Source organism: Acetobacter fabarum, assembly GCF_040702925.2.
Lineage (GTDB): Bacteria > Pseudomonadota > Alphaproteobacteria > Acetobacterales > Acetobacteraceae > Acetobacter > Acetobacter fabarum_B.
Genome location: NZ_JBFCXX020000031.1, coordinates 1 through 17,095 on the forward strand (window position 1 = coordinate 1; position 17,095 = coordinate 17,095).

At 53.8% G+C, this 17,095-nt stretch carries 26 protein-coding genes and 1 pseudogene; 18 read left to right on the plus strand and 9 right to left on the minus strand.

Annotated elements, in window-relative coordinates:
* Positions 1–106 precede the first annotated feature (106 nt).
* The gene (locus AB2L51_RS14020) at positions 107–1,453 is read left to right on the plus strand and encodes a transglycosylase SLT domain-containing protein (RefSeq protein WP_395582928.1); all 1,347 of its coding nucleotides are present in this window, start codon (positions 107–109) and stop codon (positions 1,451–1,453) included.
* A 3-nt stretch (positions 1,454–1,456) separates the two neighbouring features.
* Here the strand turns inward: AB2L51_RS14020 and AB2L51_RS14025 are convergent, their stop codons facing one another.
* From AB2L51_RS14025 to AB2L51_RS14040, 4 genes are all read right to left on the minus strand, one after another.
* On the minus strand, positions 1,457–2,458 hold the full coding sequence (locus AB2L51_RS14025; protein WP_395582927.1) for a peptidoglycan-binding domain-containing protein: 1,002 nt from the start codon (positions 2,456–2,458) through the stop codon (positions 1,457–1,459).
* Between the two features lie 83 nt (positions 2,459–2,541).
* The gene (locus AB2L51_RS14030) at positions 2,542–2,760 is read right to left on the minus strand and encodes a hypothetical protein (RefSeq protein WP_395582926.1); all 219 of its coding nucleotides are present in this window, start codon (positions 2,758–2,760) and stop codon (positions 2,542–2,544) included.
* Between the two features lie 61 nt (positions 2,761–2,821).
* Positions 2,822–3,127, minus strand: a complete 306-nt coding sequence (locus AB2L51_RS14035) for a hypothetical protein (RefSeq protein WP_395582925.1) — start codon at positions 3,125–3,127, stop codon at positions 2,822–2,824.
* A gap of 74 nt (positions 3,128–3,201) precedes the next feature.
* On the minus strand, positions 3,202–3,669 hold the full coding sequence (locus AB2L51_RS14040; protein ID WP_395582924.1) for a hypothetical protein: 468 nt from the start codon (positions 3,667–3,669) through the stop codon (positions 3,202–3,204).
* Between the two features lie 132 nt (positions 3,670–3,801).
* Between AB2L51_RS14040 and AB2L51_RS14045 the strand changes: the two genes are divergently transcribed.
* The 3 genes from AB2L51_RS14045 to AB2L51_RS14055 are packed head-to-tail and all read left to right on the plus strand — an operon-like array spanning position 3,802 to position 5,066.
* Positions 3,802–4,032, plus strand: a complete 231-nt coding sequence (locus AB2L51_RS14045; RefSeq protein ID WP_395582923.1) for a ribbon-helix-helix domain-containing protein — start codon at positions 3,802–3,804, stop codon at positions 4,030–4,032.
* Positions 4,033–4,044: 12 nt separating this feature from the next.
* Positions 4,045–4,821, plus strand: coding sequence for a Rha family transcriptional regulator (locus AB2L51_RS14050; RefSeq protein WP_395582922.1), 777 nt, complete (start codon positions 4,045–4,047; stop codon positions 4,819–4,821).
* Positions 4,822–4,871: 50 nt separating this feature from the next.
* Positions 4,872–5,066 (plus strand): hypothetical protein, encoded by a 195-nt coding sequence (locus AB2L51_RS14055; RefSeq protein ID WP_395582921.1) that lies wholly within the window; start codon positions 4,872–4,874, stop codon positions 5,064–5,066.
* A gap of 124 nt (positions 5,067–5,190) precedes the next feature.
* Here the strand turns inward: AB2L51_RS14055 and AB2L51_RS14060 are convergent, their stop codons facing one another.
* Entirely contained in the window at positions 5,191–5,652 is a 462-nt protein-coding gene (locus AB2L51_RS14060; protein WP_395582929.1) for a DUF2335 domain-containing protein, read from the minus strand.
* Between the two features lie 416 nt (positions 5,653–6,068).
* On the opposite strand from AB2L51_RS14060, the gene AB2L51_RS14065 reads away from it, so the two are divergent.
* The 5 genes from AB2L51_RS14065 to AB2L51_RS14085 are packed head-to-tail and all read left to right on the plus strand — an operon-like array spanning position 6,069 to position 9,213.
* The gene (locus AB2L51_RS14065; protein WP_395582920.1) at positions 6,069–6,785 is read left to right on the plus strand and encodes a phage baseplate protein; all 717 of its coding nucleotides are present in this window, start codon (positions 6,069–6,071) and stop codon (positions 6,783–6,785) included.
* A 3-nt stretch (positions 6,786–6,788) separates the two neighbouring features.
* Entirely contained in the window at positions 6,789–7,097 is a 309-nt protein-coding gene (locus AB2L51_RS14070; RefSeq protein WP_395582919.1) for a phage baseplate plug family protein, read from the plus strand.
* The gene (locus tag AB2L51_RS14075) at positions 7,090–8,085 is read left to right on the plus strand and encodes a baseplate hub protein (protein ID WP_395582918.1); all 996 of its coding nucleotides are present in this window, start codon (positions 7,090–7,092) and stop codon (positions 8,083–8,085) included. Before AB2L51_RS14070 ends, AB2L51_RS14075 begins: the two co-directional genes overlap by 8 nt.
* Positions 8,078–8,716 carry a baseplate assembly protein gene (locus AB2L51_RS14080; protein ID WP_395582917.1) on the plus strand — a complete coding sequence of 213 codons (639 nt, stop codon included), beginning with the start codon at positions 8,078–8,080 and terminating at the stop codon, positions 8,714–8,716. The genes AB2L51_RS14075 and AB2L51_RS14080 overlap by 8 nt, the downstream gene beginning before the upstream one ends.
* Positions 8,716–9,213, plus strand: a complete 498-nt coding sequence (locus AB2L51_RS14085; protein ID WP_395582916.1) for a hypothetical protein — start codon at positions 8,716–8,718, stop codon at positions 9,211–9,213. Before AB2L51_RS14080 ends, AB2L51_RS14085 begins: the two co-directional genes overlap by 1 nt.
* Positions 9,214–9,396: 183 nt before the next feature.
* Here AB2L51_RS14085 and AB2L51_RS14090 read toward each other — a convergent pair whose 3' ends face one another.
* The 3 genes from AB2L51_RS14090 to AB2L51_RS14100 all read right to left on the minus strand — a co-directional run bounded on the left by AB2L51_RS14090 (position 9,397) and on the right by AB2L51_RS14100 (position 10,571).
* The gene (locus tag AB2L51_RS14090; protein ID WP_395582915.1) at positions 9,397–9,699 is read right to left on the minus strand and encodes a BrnA antitoxin family protein; all 303 of its coding nucleotides are present in this window, start codon (positions 9,697–9,699) and stop codon (positions 9,397–9,399) included.
* Positions 9,683–9,946: a BrnT family toxin gene (locus AB2L51_RS14095; RefSeq protein ID WP_395582914.1), complete on the minus strand. Its 264-nt coding sequence runs from the start codon at positions 9,944–9,946 to the stop codon at positions 9,683–9,685. Before AB2L51_RS14095 ends, AB2L51_RS14090 begins: the two co-directional genes overlap by 17 nt.
* Positions 9,947–10,112: 166 nt before the next feature.
* Positions 10,113–10,571 (minus strand): Arc family DNA-binding protein, encoded by a 459-nt coding sequence (locus tag AB2L51_RS14100; protein WP_400922464.1) that lies wholly within the window; start codon positions 10,569–10,571, stop codon positions 10,113–10,115.
* Positions 10,572–10,794: 223 nt separating this feature from the next.
* Between AB2L51_RS14100 and AB2L51_RS14105 the strand changes: the two genes are divergently transcribed.
* Both AB2L51_RS14105 and AB2L51_RS14110 read left to right on the plus strand, forming a co-directional pair.
* Positions 10,795–11,103: a hypothetical protein gene (locus AB2L51_RS14105; RefSeq protein ID WP_395582912.1), complete on the plus strand. Its 309-nt coding sequence runs from the start codon at positions 10,795–10,797 to the stop codon at positions 11,101–11,103.
* The gene (locus tag AB2L51_RS14110) at positions 11,100–11,927 is read left to right on the plus strand and encodes a phage antirepressor KilAC domain-containing protein (RefSeq protein WP_395582911.1); all 828 of its coding nucleotides are present in this window, start codon (positions 11,100–11,102) and stop codon (positions 11,925–11,927) included. Before AB2L51_RS14105 ends, AB2L51_RS14110 begins: the two co-directional genes overlap by 4 nt.
* A gap of 36 nt (positions 11,928–11,963) precedes the next feature.
* Here the strand turns inward: AB2L51_RS14110 and AB2L51_RS14115 are convergent, their stop codons facing one another.
* Complete coding sequence (locus tag AB2L51_RS14115; protein WP_395582910.1) at positions 11,964–12,269, minus strand: Arc family DNA-binding protein; 306 nt, start codon at positions 12,267–12,269, stop codon at positions 11,964–11,966.
* Between the two features lie 93 nt (positions 12,270–12,362).
* Here AB2L51_RS14115 and AB2L51_RS14120 point away from each other — a divergent pair, with 93 nt between their 5' ends.
* The 7 genes and pseudogenes from AB2L51_RS14120 to AB2L51_RS14150 all read left to right on the plus strand — a co-directional run.
* Positions 12,363–12,572 (plus strand): Arc family DNA-binding protein, encoded by a 210-nt coding sequence (locus AB2L51_RS14120; protein ID WP_395582909.1) that lies wholly within the window; start codon positions 12,363–12,365, stop codon positions 12,570–12,572.
* The gene (locus AB2L51_RS14125; RefSeq protein ID WP_395582908.1) at positions 12,559–13,362 is read left to right on the plus strand and encodes a KilA-N domain-containing protein; all 804 of its coding nucleotides are present in this window, start codon (positions 12,559–12,561) and stop codon (positions 13,360–13,362) included. Before AB2L51_RS14120 ends, AB2L51_RS14125 begins: the two co-directional genes overlap by 14 nt.
* A 50-nt stretch (positions 13,363–13,412) precedes the next feature.
* Positions 13,413–13,607, plus strand: coding sequence for a hypothetical protein (locus AB2L51_RS14130; RefSeq protein WP_395582907.1), 195 nt, complete (start codon positions 13,413–13,415; stop codon positions 13,605–13,607).
* 172 nt (positions 13,608–13,779) lie between these two features.
* A complete protein-coding gene (locus AB2L51_RS14135; RefSeq protein ID WP_395582906.1) occupies positions 13,780–14,133 on the plus strand; it encodes a contractile injection system sheath initiator in 354 nt (117 codons plus the stop codon).
* A complete protein-coding gene (locus AB2L51_RS14140) occupies positions 14,120–15,334 on the plus strand; it encodes a baseplate J/gp47 family protein (RefSeq protein WP_395582905.1) in 1,215 nt (404 codons plus the stop codon). The genes AB2L51_RS14135 and AB2L51_RS14140 overlap by 14 nt, the downstream gene beginning before the upstream one ends.
* Complete coding sequence (locus AB2L51_RS14145) at positions 15,334–15,906, plus strand: DUF2612 domain-containing protein (RefSeq protein ID WP_395582904.1); 573 nt, start codon at positions 15,334–15,336, stop codon at positions 15,904–15,906. The genes AB2L51_RS14140 and AB2L51_RS14145 overlap by 1 nt, the downstream gene beginning before the upstream one ends.
* A gap of 2 nt (positions 15,907–15,908) precedes the next feature.
* A pseudogene (locus tag AB2L51_RS14150) lies at positions 15,909–17,095 on the plus strand (hypothetical protein); the annotation flags it as partial.

The following is a 17,095-nucleotide window of genomic DNA, read 5'->3' on the forward strand; positions in this document are numbered from 1 at the left end:
GGAGTGTGAAGGCATGGGTCAAATCTCGATGAAAATTTCCGCCCTACCCGGGTCAGTTCTCAGTGAAAATCAACAAACGGCGTCCATACAGAACATTCAGAGTGCCATGACGGACCCCGCGCAGGCCGCCCAGCTTGCGCAAAGGCTATCCCAGTTGGGTGTGAGTGATGGCATCGACATCAAGACAGGCCAGATCAATGACATTAGCAAGTTTTACCAAAATCTTGCTGAAAACAGGACCAAGCTGGCCAATGCTCCGCGCGTTGGACTCTTGCAGGATATTGGTCTGGATCAGGGGTCTATTGATCTCGTTCTCAAGGGAGGCAGCGCGGTAAAGTCCACGTTTTCCACGTATGAATCCTTCGGGAAAAGAATGCAGGAGAACGCGGAGGCATCGGAAAAGCTGCAAGCGCGGTACAAGGAACTGATCGAGCAGAACCGAGTGTATGCGCAGGAGTTAGAGGGTAATCTACTCCCGGCCCTGACCAGTATTACTGGGGCCATGTCCGACTTTGAAAAAAGAAATCCGGGCCTGACCAAAGGGCTGATTGGCACGTCTGCGGCCATTGCTGGCGTTGGCACTGCTATACTAGGCGTTCTCAGCATTGTCGGTGGCGTTCGCTTCCTCCGCGCTCTAAAAAGCATCGAGCGTCTGGCCGAGGGCGGGAAGATTGCTGGTGGTGCAGAAAAGGCGGGGGAGGCAGTAGCCGAGACCGCAAAAGAGGCCGCGCCAGTCGCAGCCAGAGCGTCCCGTGCGGCCCGAATTGGCCGCATCGCGTCCCGCGCCTTTGGGGGGCTGAACCTTGCTGCTGATGCCTATATGGCAGGTGATTTGTTCTGGAACGGGGCATCCCCGTCACTCTCCAAGAATGACACCAATAATGCTGCAAAGAAGATGTTCCTGAGCAAGTTGGATGCGCAATACGGGCTGCCTGCGGGGTTTATGGACGCCATATGGGCTCGTGAGAGTTCACGCGGCACTAACGCCAAGCCATCCTCCGCTGGGGCGCTGGGCGACTTCCAGATCATGCCCGGCGTGGCTAAGGAGGCTGGTGTTGATCCCATGAACTTTGAGCAGGCCGCGCGCTATGCTGCAAAGCGGTTCCACAACAACTTTGCAAATTATGGTGGGTCTTTGTCGGCCAGCATAGCCGAATACAACTGGGGCGATGGCAACCTGAGCAAGAGCATGTCTCAGTATGGCGGGGACTGGCAGGCCCATGCCCCGCGTGAGACCCAGAACTATATATCGGGGGTGAGTGCAGCTCTGGAGGCCGTGCGGGGCATGCCGCGAGGTGGCGCGGATGCGAGCCAGAACACCACACACAATACGGTCAACGTGGGAGAGATTAAAATAGTTTCCCCCAGCCCAGAGCGGGCCGGGGACGCTGTGCAGCGCAAGATTGTAGAAATGAGAACGGCGGCTTCATTCTCTAACTCTGGGGCGGCATAATGATCACTCTGCGCCACCCTCTGTTCCATATTTAAGAACGATAAGAGTTGGGGCGATGATCATTTCCCCTGAAGCGGCAGTGTATTTAATCGGATTACCGCCTATAACTATTGCCGGAGAACCATATTTAACGTGCCCATGCGGATCATGTATAATTGTAGAATATGACTCTCCACCGCTTGGAATGCTATCTATTATTAAAACAGTGTTCTCGTCTATCCATTGCTTTGAACCAAATCGAGTAGCTATCTGGATAATATAGCATTTTCCAGTTACCTCATAAGGATCTTCAAAACCTATAATCATTGTTATAGGCTTCGCATCTCCGTGGCATTCTGTAGGAAGTCCGGGAACGGGATTGCGCCCACTGGTGATAATTACTCCGGCCTGTTGCGTAGGCACGCTCTCTGCAGAGGCGGCCCGCGTGGAATTTAAGAGTAAAGACGCCTGAGAATTGGAAACAAAGCCATCTATGTCAGTCTGATGCGTAACTCTCTGCCATGTTGAGATGGCCTGCCGAGTAGATTCTCCGTAAACACCATCGGCCACTGTCCCGGTAGGTAGGTAGCCAAGGTCAATAAGCTTTTGCTGAATAGCAATATGCTGATCTATTGGCCGGTTTGCTTCTTGCAATGCATTTCCAGAAAGACGCTGTTTGTACTTTCCCGTGATGGCGTCCATTTTGGTGATGTAACAGGCCGGGTCAGCAACCGGGAGTGTCCCGTCGGGCAGAGGGGGGGCTATGCAGTCTTTTAAGCCCTCATCGTCTGATATTGCTTCAACCTTAAGGCTTTTCCATCCTTCTTTTCCTACTATGCTCCTGAGCGCATAGTAGGTTTGGTCAAAAATTAACTCGTGCTTTGCTGCTTCACTATTCTGACACAGCATCGTTGCAATACTGTCTTTAGAGTGGTCTGAGGCGCAGTTAAAATCAGGCTTATACCCCTCACACCACCCCACCCCCGGCACCGCAAGGGCCGCGATCACAAGCAGTAAACGTCTCAAATCCGCCTCCTAAATTTTCCTCCACCTTAGCGCACTGATGGAGGAATGGGAGCAGAAATTCGCGGACGACGCGGCCAGCTTGTTTAGTGGTGGAAGCCTTGCAGCCAAGTCAGAATTGCCACGATTACCCCTACCGATGCAGCGCAGAGGCCGACTACAGTTGCAACCATGGTCCATAGGCCGTTTGTCGTTGCTGTGCGGCCCAGCATTTCTATGGCGCGGTCAAGCTTATCCTCAATCCGTTCCATGCGGCTTTCGGCTGTTTTCGCTTGATGCTCAAGTATCGCTATGCGTTCGGCCATGATCGGCGGCTCCCGAGGGGGTTCACTACCCCCATTTTTCCAAGATTCTGGGTATACAATATTACTGTCCATCATTTTTTTTGCCATTAAAATATTTAATTTCTGATGGGTCTCTATTCAATATAACAAGCATGTGCTGCCGAATGTATCCACAATTATTGCAGGCTACATTAACAACCTTTGTTCCAGCAAATGTTACTGTTCCCATTTTCATATCAAAATTTCTATGCGGCAAAACAGCGGTAACATTATCAGCATCAAAGCTTTCTATAATTACCCAATCAGGATGCACGCCGCACGCAGGGCAGTCTTTGTCTGCTCCAAGCTGCTTGAGTTTTTCCTCGTAGATATTCTTTTTATCGCTCATTTTGACTCGCTCCCTTCCCGCCCAGCCTGCCAGTACCCGTCCACCCCCAAAAGGTACACAGATGGGGAACGGGGTTAGAAGGGGATTTCTTTGTCTAAATCGTGCACGGGGGAATCCCAGTTTGATGTGGAGCGCTCAGGCCCGCGCGGCCAGTCATTATTAAGCCACACATTCCCATCGTCTGTTACAGAACCCGTCTTCATTGAGCCATCGCGTTTAATCGAGCCAGCGTCTCCATTCCTCATGCCGAACCGGACCTCGTTATCTGCAATGTCAATGCGATTGACAAGGATATGTCCACTCAAGACATCCTTGGCCATCGCGCGCAGGTCTCTATCTTGCCGAAAGTATGCACGGACCTGTTTCATTAAATCATCAATGGTATCCCGAGCTTGCAGAGCTTCACTTAATAGTCTGCGCACAGCTTCTACTTCTGATGGAATATTATTTTCAGATTGATAGGCGCGTATCCGGTCAAGAAGTTCTATCGGCAAGACGTGGATGCGCCGCTCGGTGGTTGGTTTATCCTGATCTAATGCCATTTCTATCTCCGTATCCGGCGAATGTATAATTTCAGCACAATTGATGGTGACATATCAATTGACACAGTAATTGACACTAATGTATCCATCATCTGGCGCATGCAGGTGCGCCATACATGAAAGGAGTAGAAATTGGCATACACAACGGGCTATGGCCCTGGCACTCAGAAAGAGGATGTTTCGCGCATCCAATTGAGAGTACCGAAGAAGATCGTGGATTCGATCGACAGCTTCGGAATTCCCGAAGGGTTTAGGAGCCGAAACGCGGCAGTCATTTATTTGCTTGAGCGCGGATTGGCAGAAACAAAAAAGGCACCGGGTCTCGACGCCAATCAGACACCCGATGCCTCTGACAGTGAATAAGGAAACACTGATATGACTTCTATTATCACACCATCATCACCAAATTCCAGCCCTACGATGTCCAGCAAGGAAATTGCCGAACTGACGGGCAAGCGTCATGACCATGTTATCCGAGACATCAAATCGATGCTGGAGCAGGTTATCGGGCATTCCCCAGATTTGGGGAATGAACAAATTCAAGGGGTTATCGTAGAAAAAGACCATCGTGGCTTTATCAAAACCATCCACCTTGATCGCAGCCACACCATCACACTGATCACTGGTTATGACGCCCGGCAGCGCAAGAAGGTGGTGGACCGTTGGTTGGAGCTTGAGCCCTCGGGAAATTCCCCGACCCCCTTCAAGCTCAAACGCATCCGCAAAACTCCCGTGCTTCGCGCTTTCCGGGATGGATATGGAATAGCAAAAACCCTTGGGCTTGATGATAATCAGGCTGCATCGCATGCTGGCCGGTATTGCCTGCATAAATGTGGCGAAAATCCTCTCCCGGCGCTTGGGTTGGATACTCGAGCGGCACCCACGCAGGATAACTACCAGACGGTTACTGAGCTTGGGCGCCCGCTTGGTCTGTCTGGGCAGAGGGTGAACAAGATTTTGGAAGAAAAGGGGCTACAGGTCCACACCAAAGGCTCTTCTTCCAGTAGCAACTGGAGCATGACCGACAAAGGCTTGGCCTACGGACGCATGTTTGATGGCGTCCGAGCCGGGTCCACAGGTTCCCAGCAAATGCTCAAATGGAAACCTTCTACAGTGGAGTTCCTGCGCCCTTTTGCGAAAGTGCCAGCGTAAGCGCCGTAACGGCCAGCCATCCCTTCGGGGGTGGCAACGCTGGTGAGAGAATGAGTGATAATGCTGTTTCCGTTGCCCTCCTTCACGCCACTTATGCCCTGCCGGACGTAAGAAAAAACTTTGGCCGCTCAACGGACGATTTGCTTGCACATTTACGCACGGCCGCGCGCGCCATCACCCAGCTTTATGGGGACGTGCTGGTGGAAGAGCAGCGCAAGGGGGTGGGGCGGAAGGCTCTGGCTTAGGGGAAGGGTGAGCGGGAATTCCCGCCCACCGCAAGGGCCGCGATCACAAGCAGTAAACGTCTCAAATCCGCCTCCATTACATTTCTGTAGGGAGGATAGCGGGGAAGTGGAATAGAGGGGAGAGTTATTTGGCAGCTTCGGCTCTTGTTGCTTTCCCCGATATGAGCGCCGCTACAGTTCCGCCTACTGCGGCCACCCCAATGCTTCCGCCGACTGCATCATGTCCATTCAGGCACAACCAAACAGTGGCTGCAAGAGAGGAAATGGCGAATACAAAGCCAAAGAATTTTCCGACCAGATTGAGCCAAAAATAGCTTCTTTGCGCGGCCTTAATCTGCTCCCGCTCGCTTTGTCCGTTAGCCTCCGCCATGCAAACGATTCGGTTAACGAGATCTGGCTGTATCTTGTCATAAGCGGCCAGTTCAGATGCAAGGGGAAGCGGGCCTGTGTGGCTTTGGAATGCGAATTGAGCAATAGGCACTGGTTGTGGTTGGCCTTGGGCCACACCAACCACATTAATCCGCGGCATATCCGGCTGGTTAGTCGGGTGTATTGGATGATATTCTGGCGCTGGAGAGTTCTGCATCAATGCTCTTCATAGATCTGCGCAGAGAAGCGCCTGTTTTTGCCCATGCTCGCGCGGTAATTTCATTCGCGCTAACAACTTTCTGGTGCTGCACGGGCGTAGCAAACGCCAAAAGGCCAGCGAATCCTGCTGCGGCACTATTCGCCAAACGGCGAGCGTAGTTAGCCATAGCTGCTTCCTTTCAGGTACAACGCTATCATTGATAGCCGCATACCATACTAGATTTCGGTTGAGTAGAAGGAAATGCAAGAGATGTGTGTAAACGTTTTTTACACTTCTTGATCCTGAATATGGACCAACAACGGAATACCGACATCGTTCCAATAACGTTCCACAACCCGAGCGCAACGTCAATACGTTCCTTGTACCCACCCCCCAACCTGTACTACGCTGCCCCCACCATTCAGGAGCCAATCATGGTTATGCAAACGGTGGCCCAGCCGGTCACAGCCAATGTTATTCCGGGCGCGGGCGTTCCCAAGCTATGGTCCACGGTCATTTCCGATGCGGAGGCCGTGGCCTCGGTCGAACTGGACACGCTGCTGCAAAGCTACCTGATCCAGCAGGCAGACAAGCAGTGGGGTATTTTCGACAGCAAGGGCGTGGCCGTGGTTACGTCTGGCCGGGTGCGGGCGGTGGATATTCGCGCCGGGTATATGATCTCTGACGCGCCGTTAGAGAACGGTGCATTTATGTCCTACAACAAGGTCAAGCGCCCGAGCGAGATCATGGTGGAAATGCTGTGTGACGGCACCACCATGAGTTACGGGAACCTGAGCGCAATCAGCAATCTGTTATCTGCTACAGGCATTGCTGGCCCATCCAAGGAACAGAAAGCCCGCACCAGCTTTACCAACGCTCTGGACGCTCTGGTGGCGGACCTGAACCTCTACCTCGTGACCACGCCCGAGCAGAGCTACACGAACATGAACGTGGTGGAATACTCTCTGCGCCGCTCGGTTGAGCGGGGCATCACTCTGCTGTGGGCGGAGATCCGGTTGCAGGAGGTGCGGCTTACTGCCTCCAACCAGTTAACAAAAACTGTAAAACCCAGCGGCGAGGCAAAGTCTTTCTCAGGACCGGTTTCAACCGAGGCCGCAACAAGCGCGCAAGCCGCTTCTATAAGTGGGTGAAAGATGGCTGATCCTATTGTTATTCCCCTGAACGCCGTTGCCCAGCAATTGGTTCAGGTCGCTTTGTCCGGTCAGTCTGTTCAGCTTGATATTCAGCAGCGCACAACCGGCCTGTACATGAATATCTGGCTGAATGGGACAATGATTATCGCCGGGCTGCTGTGCCAGGACAGAACGTGGCTTGTGCAGAAGTCCTATTTCGGCATGCCGGGAGATATGATGTTTGCTGACCAAGAGGGGGAAAGTGACCCAGATTACTCTGGCCTTAGTGGTCGGTATGTTCTGATGTATCAGGAGGGTGCGAATGTCTGAAACAAACGATCCCCCAATTGAAGTTGTTGGGAAAAGAACGTCTGGAAAACTTCACAGCCGCAAATTGGATGTGAATTTCAATCTCGTTACGGGAGGTTTTGGACCGGGCGGCAAGGATAATTTAACCCTTTCTGGGCATAGGGTCCGCGCTCACATCACAAACGCAGGCATGGCTTCGGGATCGTCTCTCTCCCTGCGTATTGAGGGAATGACATTAAGCGAAATGAACCGCATGTCTGTTATTCGCGCGCGGCAAACTTGGCAAAATGCAAACCGAATCACTCTTTATGGCGGCGATGAAAAAACGCCCATGACTACTATATTTTCAGGATATGTTACTGCCGCATTCGCAGATTTTACCGGCGCGCCCAATGTAGCGTTCCAAGTGGAGGCAAATAATTTGTGCTTGGCGGCGGCAAAGATCATTCCGACAATTTCATTTTCTTCCGCAGTTTCTTTGGTAACGGTGGCCTCCGTTGTTGCGAACGCAATGGGATGGACGCTTGTGAATCATGGCGTGCACACAGTTTTCCCCAGCTTCTATGGTTGGGGTGATGCCAGAAGTATTTTGGAGCGCCTTGCCTTGGCGGCAAAGGTAGTTTTCCATGTAAATGAAGATCTGGAATCATTGCATATATGGCCCTTAGACAGTGTGGACATATCCGCAGAAAAAGACATGCCGGATATTAGCACCAAGAATGGCCTTATCGGCTACCCGGCTTACAGTGATGCGGGCGTTCTGTTCGAGTGCCTGTTCAACCCCAATATCCGGTACAATTCCCCCCTTCGCCTCAAAAGCGATTACGCCCCGGCTGGGTGGGTTGATAACCAGAATGGGCAGGTGCCAGCCCAGACCTCCCCGGCCAATGGCATCTGGACCCCGTACATCATCGAGCACAATCTGGAATCAGAAGTACCGGACGGCCAGTGGACAACCTTTGTAGGAGCAACGCGCGGTGACAACCCAGCAAACTACAAACTTGGGTAATCTCCCCGGTTCTTGGCAAAGGCCTGATGGGGCTTCTGGTTTCAACGGCACCAATGCCGCAATCCGCCGCGTCCTCTCCATGATCGGCGCAGACACGCTGGTGCAGGTGAAGGGCGTCCACGCCACAGGGTTGGAGCCGGTCGGCACGGTGGACGTGCAGATTATGGTGCACCAGCAGGACGGGGCAGGGCGCACGGTGCCGCACGGCATTATCTACGGCATTCCCTATTTCCGCCTACAGGGCGGCACGCGGGCGGTGATCTGTGACCCGGCTGTGGGGGATATTGGCGCGCTCATTGTGTGCGGGCGGGACATATCCGGCGTAAAGGCCAACCGCGCCGCGTCCGCCCCCGGCAGCTTCCGCCAGCATGATTACGCGGATGCGCTGTACATCGGCGGCTTCCTCAACGCGGCCCCGGCAGAATACATCGGCTGGGTCGGGGGCGATGTGCACGTCAAGACGGCGGGCAAGTTTGTGGTCGATGCCGCTGAGTGTGACATTAACTGCGCGGTGAACGTGGCCGGGACTGTGACAGCCACCGGGGACGTGAAGGCAGGCAGTATCAGCCTTGAGAGCCACAAGCACTCGGGCGTGCAGACGGGAAGCGGGAATACAGGGGGGCCGGAGTGATGAGCGACGAAGGGTTTGACCTCTGGCTGGCAAAGGAAAAGCGCACCCTTGCTGATGAGGCATACAAGGAAACTATTGCGTCATTCGACAGGATAAAGGCTCGGCTTGGAGCAATCCTTCCCCTTTCAGTTACACTTACGACCGCATCCCTTGCGGGTGCCTTCTCTAGTCAAGGTTATAGCCTTGTCTGTTCGTTTCTAGCTGCTGGGTTCAGTGTCACTGCACTGCTCTGCATTGGAGGCTTGTTCTCCACTACGCTACTGTCAAAAAACATAGACCCGGATACGGTTGATAGAGTTCTCAAGGACGCGCCGGAGCGTGATGTGGAGAGCGCTAGCCTATGGCTTGCTTTCGCCACGTTTGCCGTAAACGAAGAGTGCATCAAAACGATAAAGCGTGACAGGCGTTGGCTCAAGGCTGCATGGATCATGTTGAGCCTAACGCCGCCCGCATCATTTTTTCTTGCTACTGCTTGGGGATGTCTGCGGGGGCCTTAATGCGGCATCGCCCACGAATGCTCCCCGAGAGGGTTTGATTTTACTAATTAATGACGCGTTGCTTGGGCGTGTCGGCTTGGGCGCGGATGAAGGCGCGGGCTTTTTGTCGGTCATGTGGATTCCCTTCCCACCCAGCCTGCCAGTACCCACCCGCCCCCAAAAGGTACACAGATGGGGAACGCCTTAAAGCCCCACCGCCTGACGCAGCAGATCATTTGCCCGGCTCTGCCAGCCGGGGCCACTAGCCTTGAGGCGCTCCACAAGATCGGGGTCTAGCCGTATAGAGACCAGTGCCTTCGTGGGGGCTTTCTGCGGCCCGCGCACCCGGCGTGCGTTGGCTAGGGCAGGGGCGACCTCTTGGGCAGTCTGTGCCCGCAGGAAGTCTGCCTCTGTCAGTTCCGGGCTGTCCGGGTCCATGGCAATACCCTGATTGATCCGGGCATCTTCATCATCCGTGGGCATGATAAATTCAGGTTTGCGCGGCATAGAGCTTTGCCTCCCGTTTGTTGGCCTTACGCAGGCTGATTATCCGAACAGTGCGGGTTTCAATGCTGAATACCAGAACATGAAGCCGCAGACTGATCGGGGCGACTGCGACGAGGCGAGGCTCGTTGGCACTCTGGCTGGCCATAATGAGAGCAACGTCCCATTCGAAGCCCTCTGCGACGACAAAATCAACGCCGTGTTTGGCGATGTTGCTCTGTCTTTTTGCTTCGTCCCAATCGTATCTCATGGATTATTGTATATACGATAAGACCAGATTGGGCAAGTCATATTGTATATATAATTTGGATTGGGCAGATGGGGAACGGGGTTAGGAACCTCTTCTGCGTCTATTCCCGCTCTTTCAAAGGGTATGGTTATGATGACCATACCCGCCGTCGGAATGGATAAGAGTATCAGTCGCGGGCGTAAGATCTTCTAAAATCTAATAACCTTAATTTCTGATCAATTTCTTTTTTTTCGTTTTCCAGTTCAGCTAGCCTTTTTATTAGGAAACCTCTGATTTCGTCACTTACATAATCCTGAGATTTTATTTTATTTATGGCCGTCAATATCTCTTCTATCGCAGATTCAGCATTTTCATAATCTTGATGTAAATATGATATTTTTTTGGATAGTATTTCCGGCGCGCGGTCTGCATCAGTTTCTGATTTGGGCCAAAAACTACGAGCTAAACGCTCGGTAATTTCTGCGTTAAACGACGATCCGGAAGCCAGGGCAGCCTCTTCGAGTGCGTCCTTGAGTTCTGCAGGAAGTCGGATGCGGAATTGAGAATCTTCACGTGCCATGCGACGACCATAGCAGAAAAAAATATTTGACAATACACCACTGGTGGTGTGACGTTGTGTCGTCACAAAGACACACGGAGGATAAATGTTGCGAGAATGGCCACAAATCAAACTTCGAGTACCATCTCGGTGCAAGGATTGGCTAACTCAGATCTCCACAAGCGAGGGTAGGTCAATCAACTCGACAATAAATTTAATTATTGAGCGGGAAATTATCAGGAAAGAAAAGGCATCGCGGCTGAGTTTGGCGACCGCCCCGATGCCTCTCACGCAGAATAGGAAAACTGCTATGTCTGATCGTATCAGAATGGACGAAAAATATCAAAATCTTCATCAATCTCCTGATGCTGTGGCTTGTATGCTCAAAGATGGGATAGACCCGCAAGCCGCATCTATGGCGCAGCACCAAATTGCCCTTGAGGCATTTATGATGCTTACCGCGGATGTTCTTCTTTGCGGCGATGATGTGAATAAAATTCGCGCCTGCGTAGGGAACGCTCTTCGTTTGGCATGTGGGAGCGAATTCTGCGAATACTTCGTGATGCACGAGCGCGTTCTAAGTGCGTTCCCGTTCCTTCGTGAAGGAGGGGCGGCATGAGCGCGAACAACATTGTATCCTTCTCCTTCGATGGTGTTGATGTGCAAGCTGTAAACCGCAATGGCGATGTTTGGTTTGTCGGGATGGAGGTAGCCAAAGCTCTTGGATACTCAGATACCGATCAGGCAATACGAAAGCACTGTAAGGCCGCAGAAAACCTTAAACCCGTCGAATTGACGGGTTTGGGAATTATCGCAAAATCTCCCCGAGGACTGAAATTAATTCCAGAGCGAGATCTTTATCGCCTTGTGATGAATTCTGAGAAGCCAGACGCAATCGCTTTTGAAGAGAAGGTGGTGGGCGAAATCCTCCCCGCCATCCGTAAAACTGGCGGCTACATGGCAGTCGCGCCCGAAGAGACGCCGGAAGAAATCATGCTTCGGGCATTAACGATTGCCAAGGAAACGGTGGATCGCCAGAAAAGTCAGATTGCCGAACTTTCCCCCAAAGCCGCCGCGCTGGACGCTATATCGGAAGCTGAGGGCGATATGGGCGTTCGGGATGCTGGGCGGGAGCTTGGCATTGGCATGTCCAGGGTGGTTGATTTCCTGCTCGATCACAAATGGGCCTGCCGTGAAGGCGAGAAAAAGAAGAAGCTCCGCCCTGCTCATTATGGCCAGACACAGGGGTATTGCCGCCTTGTGACCAAAACTTACCCGGAGCGGCATTCAGGCGAAACATGCGTGGGGCATGACTTCAAAATCACGCCTCGCGGCCTCGCCCGGCTGGCGGTCCTGCTGTGCGGCATCAATTCGGAACCGGCGCGCAGGCTGAACGGAGCAAAGAAGGCCGCCCCCGTCCCTTTCTCCCAAACGCCAGCGTAAGCAGTCTGATTGAGGCCCGCTGCCCTTTCGGGGTCGCTATCCTCGGGGGGTGTGAGGAAAGCGACCAAGCAGTCTCTCAGAGAGTATTTGCAAGAGTTCGCTGTTATTCAATTCAGAAAGCGCAGTCTCTACGCGCTCATGTGATTGGAGTGCTTCGTCGAATTCCTCACTCGTCATGCAGGGCTCCTCCATATCTGCATGAAATTCGGCTTCGCCTTTCGCTGTATCAATCAGGTGAACAATTTCCGCATTGATGGAGCGGTGATTTTTCTCGGCTTCCTTCTCGACCCATTCTTTCAGGTCGCGAGGAATCCGTAAGCGGAAATGAGCTTCATCTGCCATGACGCATAAATGACGCATTTTCCAGTTGACTGCAATGACGCACTTTGGCACACCATACGGACATGACGCACATTGCGTCATAAGGGGTGGAGTATGAACAAAAGCCACTTAAGGCTGCGATTACCGGTCCATATAAAAGAATGGGTGCAGAAATCAGCAGAGAAAAACAAGAGAAGTCAGAACGCAGAGGTTTTGTTTTGGCTTGAACAAGCAAGTAACGGAGATGCCGGGGAAAAGTTTGGCGACTGCCCCAGCATCCCCTCAACCACAACGAATGGACAAATTCGTCATGTCGAACAATAACACAAACCTGACCATTCTTTCCACCACTATCCGCCGGGACGCGGAGGGGCGGTATTCTCTCAGTGACTGCTGGAAGGTGTCTGGGAAGGATAAGAAGAACCAACCGTCTGAATGGCATTCTCAAGAGAAAACCAAGGAGTTCCTGCGGGCTCTTGAAGGTGACCGGGGATCTCCGGTCACCCCAGTTTCCTTGGTCACAACCGGTCCAAATGAGGGGCGTGGATATTGGGCAGATCGCAAGGCGGTCATTCACTACGCGACGTGGATCAGCCCTGATTTTTATCTCACGGTAATCTCTGCCTTCGATGCCTTGGTAAAGGGCCAAATCCCCAGCGCTACCCCGAAACCTAAGCGCATCCGCAAAACTCCCGTGCTTCGCGCTTTCCGGGATGGATATGGAATAGCAAAAACCCTTGGGCTTGATGATAATCAGGCTGCATCGCATGCTGGCCGGTATTGCCTGCATAAATGTGGCGAAAATCCTCTCCCGGCGCTTGGGTTGGATACTCGAGCGGCACCCACGCAGGATAACTACCAGACGGTTACTGAGCTTGGGCGCCCGCTTGGTCTGTCTGGGCAGAGGGTGAACAAGATTTTGGAAGAAAAGGGGCTACAGGTCCACACCAAAGGCTCTTCTTCCAGTAGCAACTGGAGCATGACCGACAAAGGCTTGGCCTACGGACGCATGTTTGATGGCGTCCGAGCCGGGTCCACAGGTTCCCAGCAAATGCTCAAATGGAAACCTTCTACAGTGGAGTTCCTGCGCCCTTTTGCGAAAGTGCCAGCGTAAGCGCCGTAACGGCCAGCCATCCCTTCGGGGGTGGCAACGCTGGTGAGAGAATGAGTGATAATGCTGTTTCCGTTGCCCTCCTTCACGCCACTTATGCCCTGCCGGACGTAAGAAAAAACTTTGGCCGCTCAGCGGACGATTTGCTTGCACATTTACGCACGGCCGCGCGGGCTATCACCCAGCTTTGGGATGACGTGCTGGTGGAAGAGCAGCGCAGGGAGGCGGGGAAGAAGGCGCTGGCGTAACGCCAAGTCAAAACAGCCTTGTACCCGCGCGCGGTTTTTGGCATAGTTCCTCTACCGTTGCGCGGGCTACGCAGATACCGCTTGTACCCGGTACCTTTTTACGGTAGTTTTTCCTTACTCTCTCATAATTCTGTCAGCCGCCCTTTGGGGCGGCTTTTTTGTTGGTGAAGCCATGAACACGTTGTTGCTCGACCGAAGCACGTGGGACTTACTGCTTGACCATGACGGCAACATAGCCGTGGCCTCCAGCGCCTATGCCATCGGGCAGGATATATCTTCCGCCGTGCGCGTGTTTCAGGGTGAGTGCTATTACAACACGGACGCTGGGCTGTCTTACCTCGGCAATATCCTCGGGAAAAATCAGTCTCTTTCTGTTTTTCAGGCGCAGGCCGAGCGGGAGGCCGCAGCAGTGCCAGAAGTGGCAGAGGCGCGATGCCTTGTCTCCAGCCTGAGTTATGACCGGGTTCTTTCCGGGGCAATCCTTTTCACCACCACAGACGGGACAACCAGCAATGTCGGGTTCTGATTACGGTACCACGTCAGTCCCCGCACCGTCCTTTACGGAGGCGGGGTTTGTGGCCCCGGCTGAGAGCGACATGCTGACCGGCGCTCTGGCGGACCTGAACGCGGCCATGGGTGGAAACCTGAATACCGCTCTGACCACGCCACAGGGCCAGCTTGCCATGTCGCTCACGGCCATTCTGGGCGATGCGTATGACCAGATGCTTGCCATCTTCAACGGTGTGGACCCGGCCCGGGCCTTCGGACGCATGCAGGACGCCATTGGCAATATTTACTTTATCAGTCGCAAGGGTGCGACAGCTACGGTGGTAGGCGTTACCTGCGTGGGTGCGGTCGGAACGGTTGTGCCAGAGGGAACGCTCATTCAGGATGGCAGCGGCAACTATTACGCGGCGGACGGGGCCATAACGCTGGATGCGACCGGTACGGGCACGGGGTCATTCTCCTGCACTACCACGGGCGTGATCTACTGCCCGGCCAACAGTGTGTCTGTTTATCAGTCCGTTACGGGCCTGACCTCGGTCAATAACCCGGCGGCGGGCGTGACAGGGAGTGCGGAGGAAGGGCGTCAGGCGTTTGAAGCCCGGCGCGAGGCAACGGTAGAGGGTAACGCCATTGGCTCCCTCAACGCCATTGCTGGCGCGGTGCTTTCCGTGGATGGTGTGACAGATGCGTATGTGACCGACAACAGCACGGCTGCCGCCGTGACCACGGGCGGGGTTTCTATCCCGGCAAACAGCCTGTTCGTATGCGTCAACGGTGGCACGGATGAGGATGTGGCTCTGGCTATTATCAGCAAGAAGCCGCCCGGCTGCGGCTACACGGGAACGACAAGCGTGACCGTGACCGACCCCAATAGCGCCTACCACACGCCCCCGACCTATACGGTGCAGTTCACACGGGCCACGGATACGCCTGTGTTTTTCGCTGTCTCATTGCAGAAAAACAGTGGCGTCCCGGCAACGGCGGCGGCAGAGGTGCAGGCCGCCATACTGGCAGCTTTTGATGGCATGGAGGGCTCCCAGATCGGTCAGACCCTTTACGCCAGCAGCTTTTATTCCGCCGTGGCCGCCCTTGGGTCGTGGGTAAAGATTGTTGAGATCACCATAGGCACGTCCAGTCTTCCGGTCGGGTTTACGGCGCCTATGGATATTGACCAGATTCCCACGCTGGAGGCGGCAAACATCAACGTATCGGTGGACTGATGCAGGACGTAAGCCAAACCATTCTGTCGCAATATGCGAACAGTCCGGCGCTCTGCTCGTTTATCGAGGCGTGGAACCAGATGCTGGATCCGTCCGCCATGATAAACGATTGGTACAATCTGGTCTGGAACGTGCAAACGGCGCAGGGCTATGGGCTGGATGTATGGGGCCGCATTGTTGGGGTTTCTCGCATCCTCAGTATTGCCTCAGTCAAATATCTGGGTTGGCGTGAGGCCAATGACCTGACGGAAGACAGCTTCAATCAGGCCCCTTGGTACCGGGGCGTGGACGCCACAAGCAATTACCGCCTGTCTGACGATGGATACCGCCAGCTTATTTACGCCAAGGCGCTGGCGAACATTTCTGACGGCTCAATTCTGTCTCTCAACCAGATATTGACCACGCTCTTTGCCGGGCAGGGCGATGCATATGTGCATGATGGGGCCGATATGAGCATGACGTATGTGTTCAAGTTTGTGCCGACTGACGTGCAAGTGAGCATCATCCAGAACAGCGGCGTGTTGCCCCGGCCTGCGGGTGTTTCAGTTTCCTATTCAATTCAGAGCGACTGACCATGAAAAGCACAGATGACCGCAAGCTGTTTGGCTCTCCCATTGGGGCGTCTGCGGCTACGGGGAATATTGCGGTTATTCCGCAAACACAGGCCACGGTGGGCGATGGCACGGCCTCGGTCGCACTTGGCTTCCCACCCGAAACCTTTATTGCCCGCGCAGCCGGGGGCGAACCGCCCCGTGGGCAGGACATGAACGGCCTACTCAACCTGCTCTCCAGCGCCACACAGGTGCTGCAGGCAGGCTACCTTGGCCCGTTTGACGCGACATTTGCGCAGGGTATTGGCGGTTATCCCGCTGGTGCAATCGTATCCGGAGCAACCCCCGGCACGTTCTGGGTCAGCACGGCGGATGCCAATGTTTCCATCCCAGGTGCAACCGGCGCGACCTGGCAGAGTCTGTTCAATGGCTATGCCACGCAGACATGGGCCAACGGGCAGTTTCTGCAACTCACCAATGCTGCAGTGCAGGCGGTAACCGGGCCTGTTACGTTCTCTGGAATAACTAAGGTTCCAGCCCCTACGGACTACACCCAGAATCAGGCCATAGGTGCGTCTGTTGCAGATGCGCGATATGTGAAAAAAACCGGCGATTTATTGACTGGGGCATTGTTGGCTATGCTAGTCAACCCTAGCTCGGCAGCCGGGGTGACCAATTATGGGCCTGCATGGATATCGCAAGCCGATAGCAATACATCGTTTTCAATCTATTCTCAGAATACAAATGGGGGTTCTGCTGCTGGAACTCTGTATCTGCGTTCAGGAGCGAATGCGCAATACTTCAGTTGCGGATTGAACGGGAGAATTATGAGCGGGTCTGGGACTTGCGCTTTCCTGTCTGACATCTCCCAAACCACCCATTCAGGAAATGCCGGAGATGCGGGTAGTTTCGCCATTACTGTCTACACAGACCCGTCCACACCAAGCGGGAAACGTTACCGCATTTCGGGGCAGACGGCAGCATTTACGGGGGAAAGTCGCCAAACCATCTCGTTGCCCCTGACCCTGAATGGCATTCTACCTGGGGCGTGGGGGGCTACCACGTTCTGGAACGTCAATACATCTACCACGAATAATGACCAATTTGCACAGATCATTGGAGCCCCAACGGTCTCGTCGATTACTGTTAATATGGCTGTGACTGCGGACCCCTCGCTGACGTGGCCATGTTACGCAACATGGTGGGTTGA

Coding starts and splice junctions, on each gene's coding strand:
- AB2L51_RS14060 (WP_395582929.1), bottom strand. CDS start 5,652: ATGCAGAACTCTCCAGCGCCAGAATATCATCCAATACACCCGACTAAC.
- AB2L51_RS14115 (WP_395582910.1), bottom strand. CDS start 12,269: ATGGCAGATGAAGCTCATTTCCGCTTACGGATTCCTCGCGACCTGAAA.
- AB2L51_RS14120 (WP_395582909.1), top strand. CDS start 12,363: ATGAACAAAAGCCACTTAAGGCTGCGATTACCGGTCCATATAAAAGAA.
- AB2L51_RS14105 (WP_395582912.1), top strand. CDS start 10,795: ATGTCTGATCGTATCAGAATGGACGAAAAATATCAAAATCTTCATCAA.
- AB2L51_RS14055 (WP_395582921.1), top strand. CDS start 4,872: ATGAGTGATAATGCTGTTTCCGTTGCCCTCCTTCACGCCACTTATGCC.
- AB2L51_RS14095 (WP_395582914.1), bottom strand. CDS start 9,946: ATGAGATACGATTGGGACGAAGCAAAAAGACAGAGCAACATCGCCAAA.
- AB2L51_RS14020 (WP_395582928.1), top strand. CDS start 107: ATGACGGACCCCGCGCAGGCCGCCCAGCTTGCGCAAAGGCTATCCCAG.
- AB2L51_RS14065 (WP_395582920.1), top strand. CDS start 6,069: ATGGTTATGCAAACGGTGGCCCAGCCGGTCACAGCCAATGTTATTCCG.
- AB2L51_RS14125 (WP_395582908.1), top strand. CDS start 12,559: ATGTCGAACAATAACACAAACCTGACCATTCTTTCCACCACTATCCGC.
- AB2L51_RS14030 (WP_395582926.1), bottom strand. CDS start 2,760: ATGGCCGAACGCATAGCGATACTTGAGCATCAAGCGAAAACAGCCGAA.
- AB2L51_RS14140 (WP_395582905.1), top strand. CDS start 14,120: ATGTCGGGTTCTGATTACGGTACCACGTCAGTCCCCGCACCGTCCTTT.
- AB2L51_RS14035 (WP_395582925.1), bottom strand. CDS start 3,127: ATGAGCGATAAAAAGAATATCTACGAGGAAAAACTCAAGCAGCTTGGA.
- AB2L51_RS14130 (WP_395582907.1), top strand. CDS start 13,413: ATGAGTGATAATGCTGTTTCCGTTGCCCTCCTTCACGCCACTTATGCC.
- AB2L51_RS14145 (WP_395582904.1), top strand. CDS start 15,334: ATGCAGGACGTAAGCCAAACCATTCTGTCGCAATATGCGAACAGTCCG.
- AB2L51_RS14075 (WP_395582918.1), top strand. CDS start 7,090: ATGTCTGAAACAAACGATCCCCCAATTGAAGTTGTTGGGAAAAGAACG.
- AB2L51_RS14090 (WP_395582915.1), bottom strand. CDS start 9,699: ATGCCGCGCAAACCTGAATTTATCATGCCCACGGATGATGAAGATGCC.
- AB2L51_RS14110 (WP_395582911.1), top strand. CDS start 11,100: ATGAGCGCGAACAACATTGTATCCTTCTCCTTCGATGGTGTTGATGTG.
- AB2L51_RS14085 (WP_395582916.1), top strand. CDS start 8,716: ATGAGCGACGAAGGGTTTGACCTCTGGCTGGCAAAGGAAAAGCGCACC.
- AB2L51_RS14135 (WP_395582906.1), top strand. CDS start 13,780: ATGAACACGTTGTTGCTCGACCGAAGCACGTGGGACTTACTGCTTGAC.
- AB2L51_RS14070 (WP_395582919.1), top strand. CDS start 6,789: ATGGCTGATCCTATTGTTATTCCCCTGAACGCCGTTGCCCAGCAATTG.
- AB2L51_RS14040 (WP_395582924.1), bottom strand. CDS start 3,669: ATGGCATTAGATCAGGATAAACCAACCACCGAGCGGCGCATCCACGTC.
- AB2L51_RS14050 (WP_395582922.1), top strand. CDS start 4,045: ATGACTTCTATTATCACACCATCATCACCAAATTCCAGCCCTACGATG.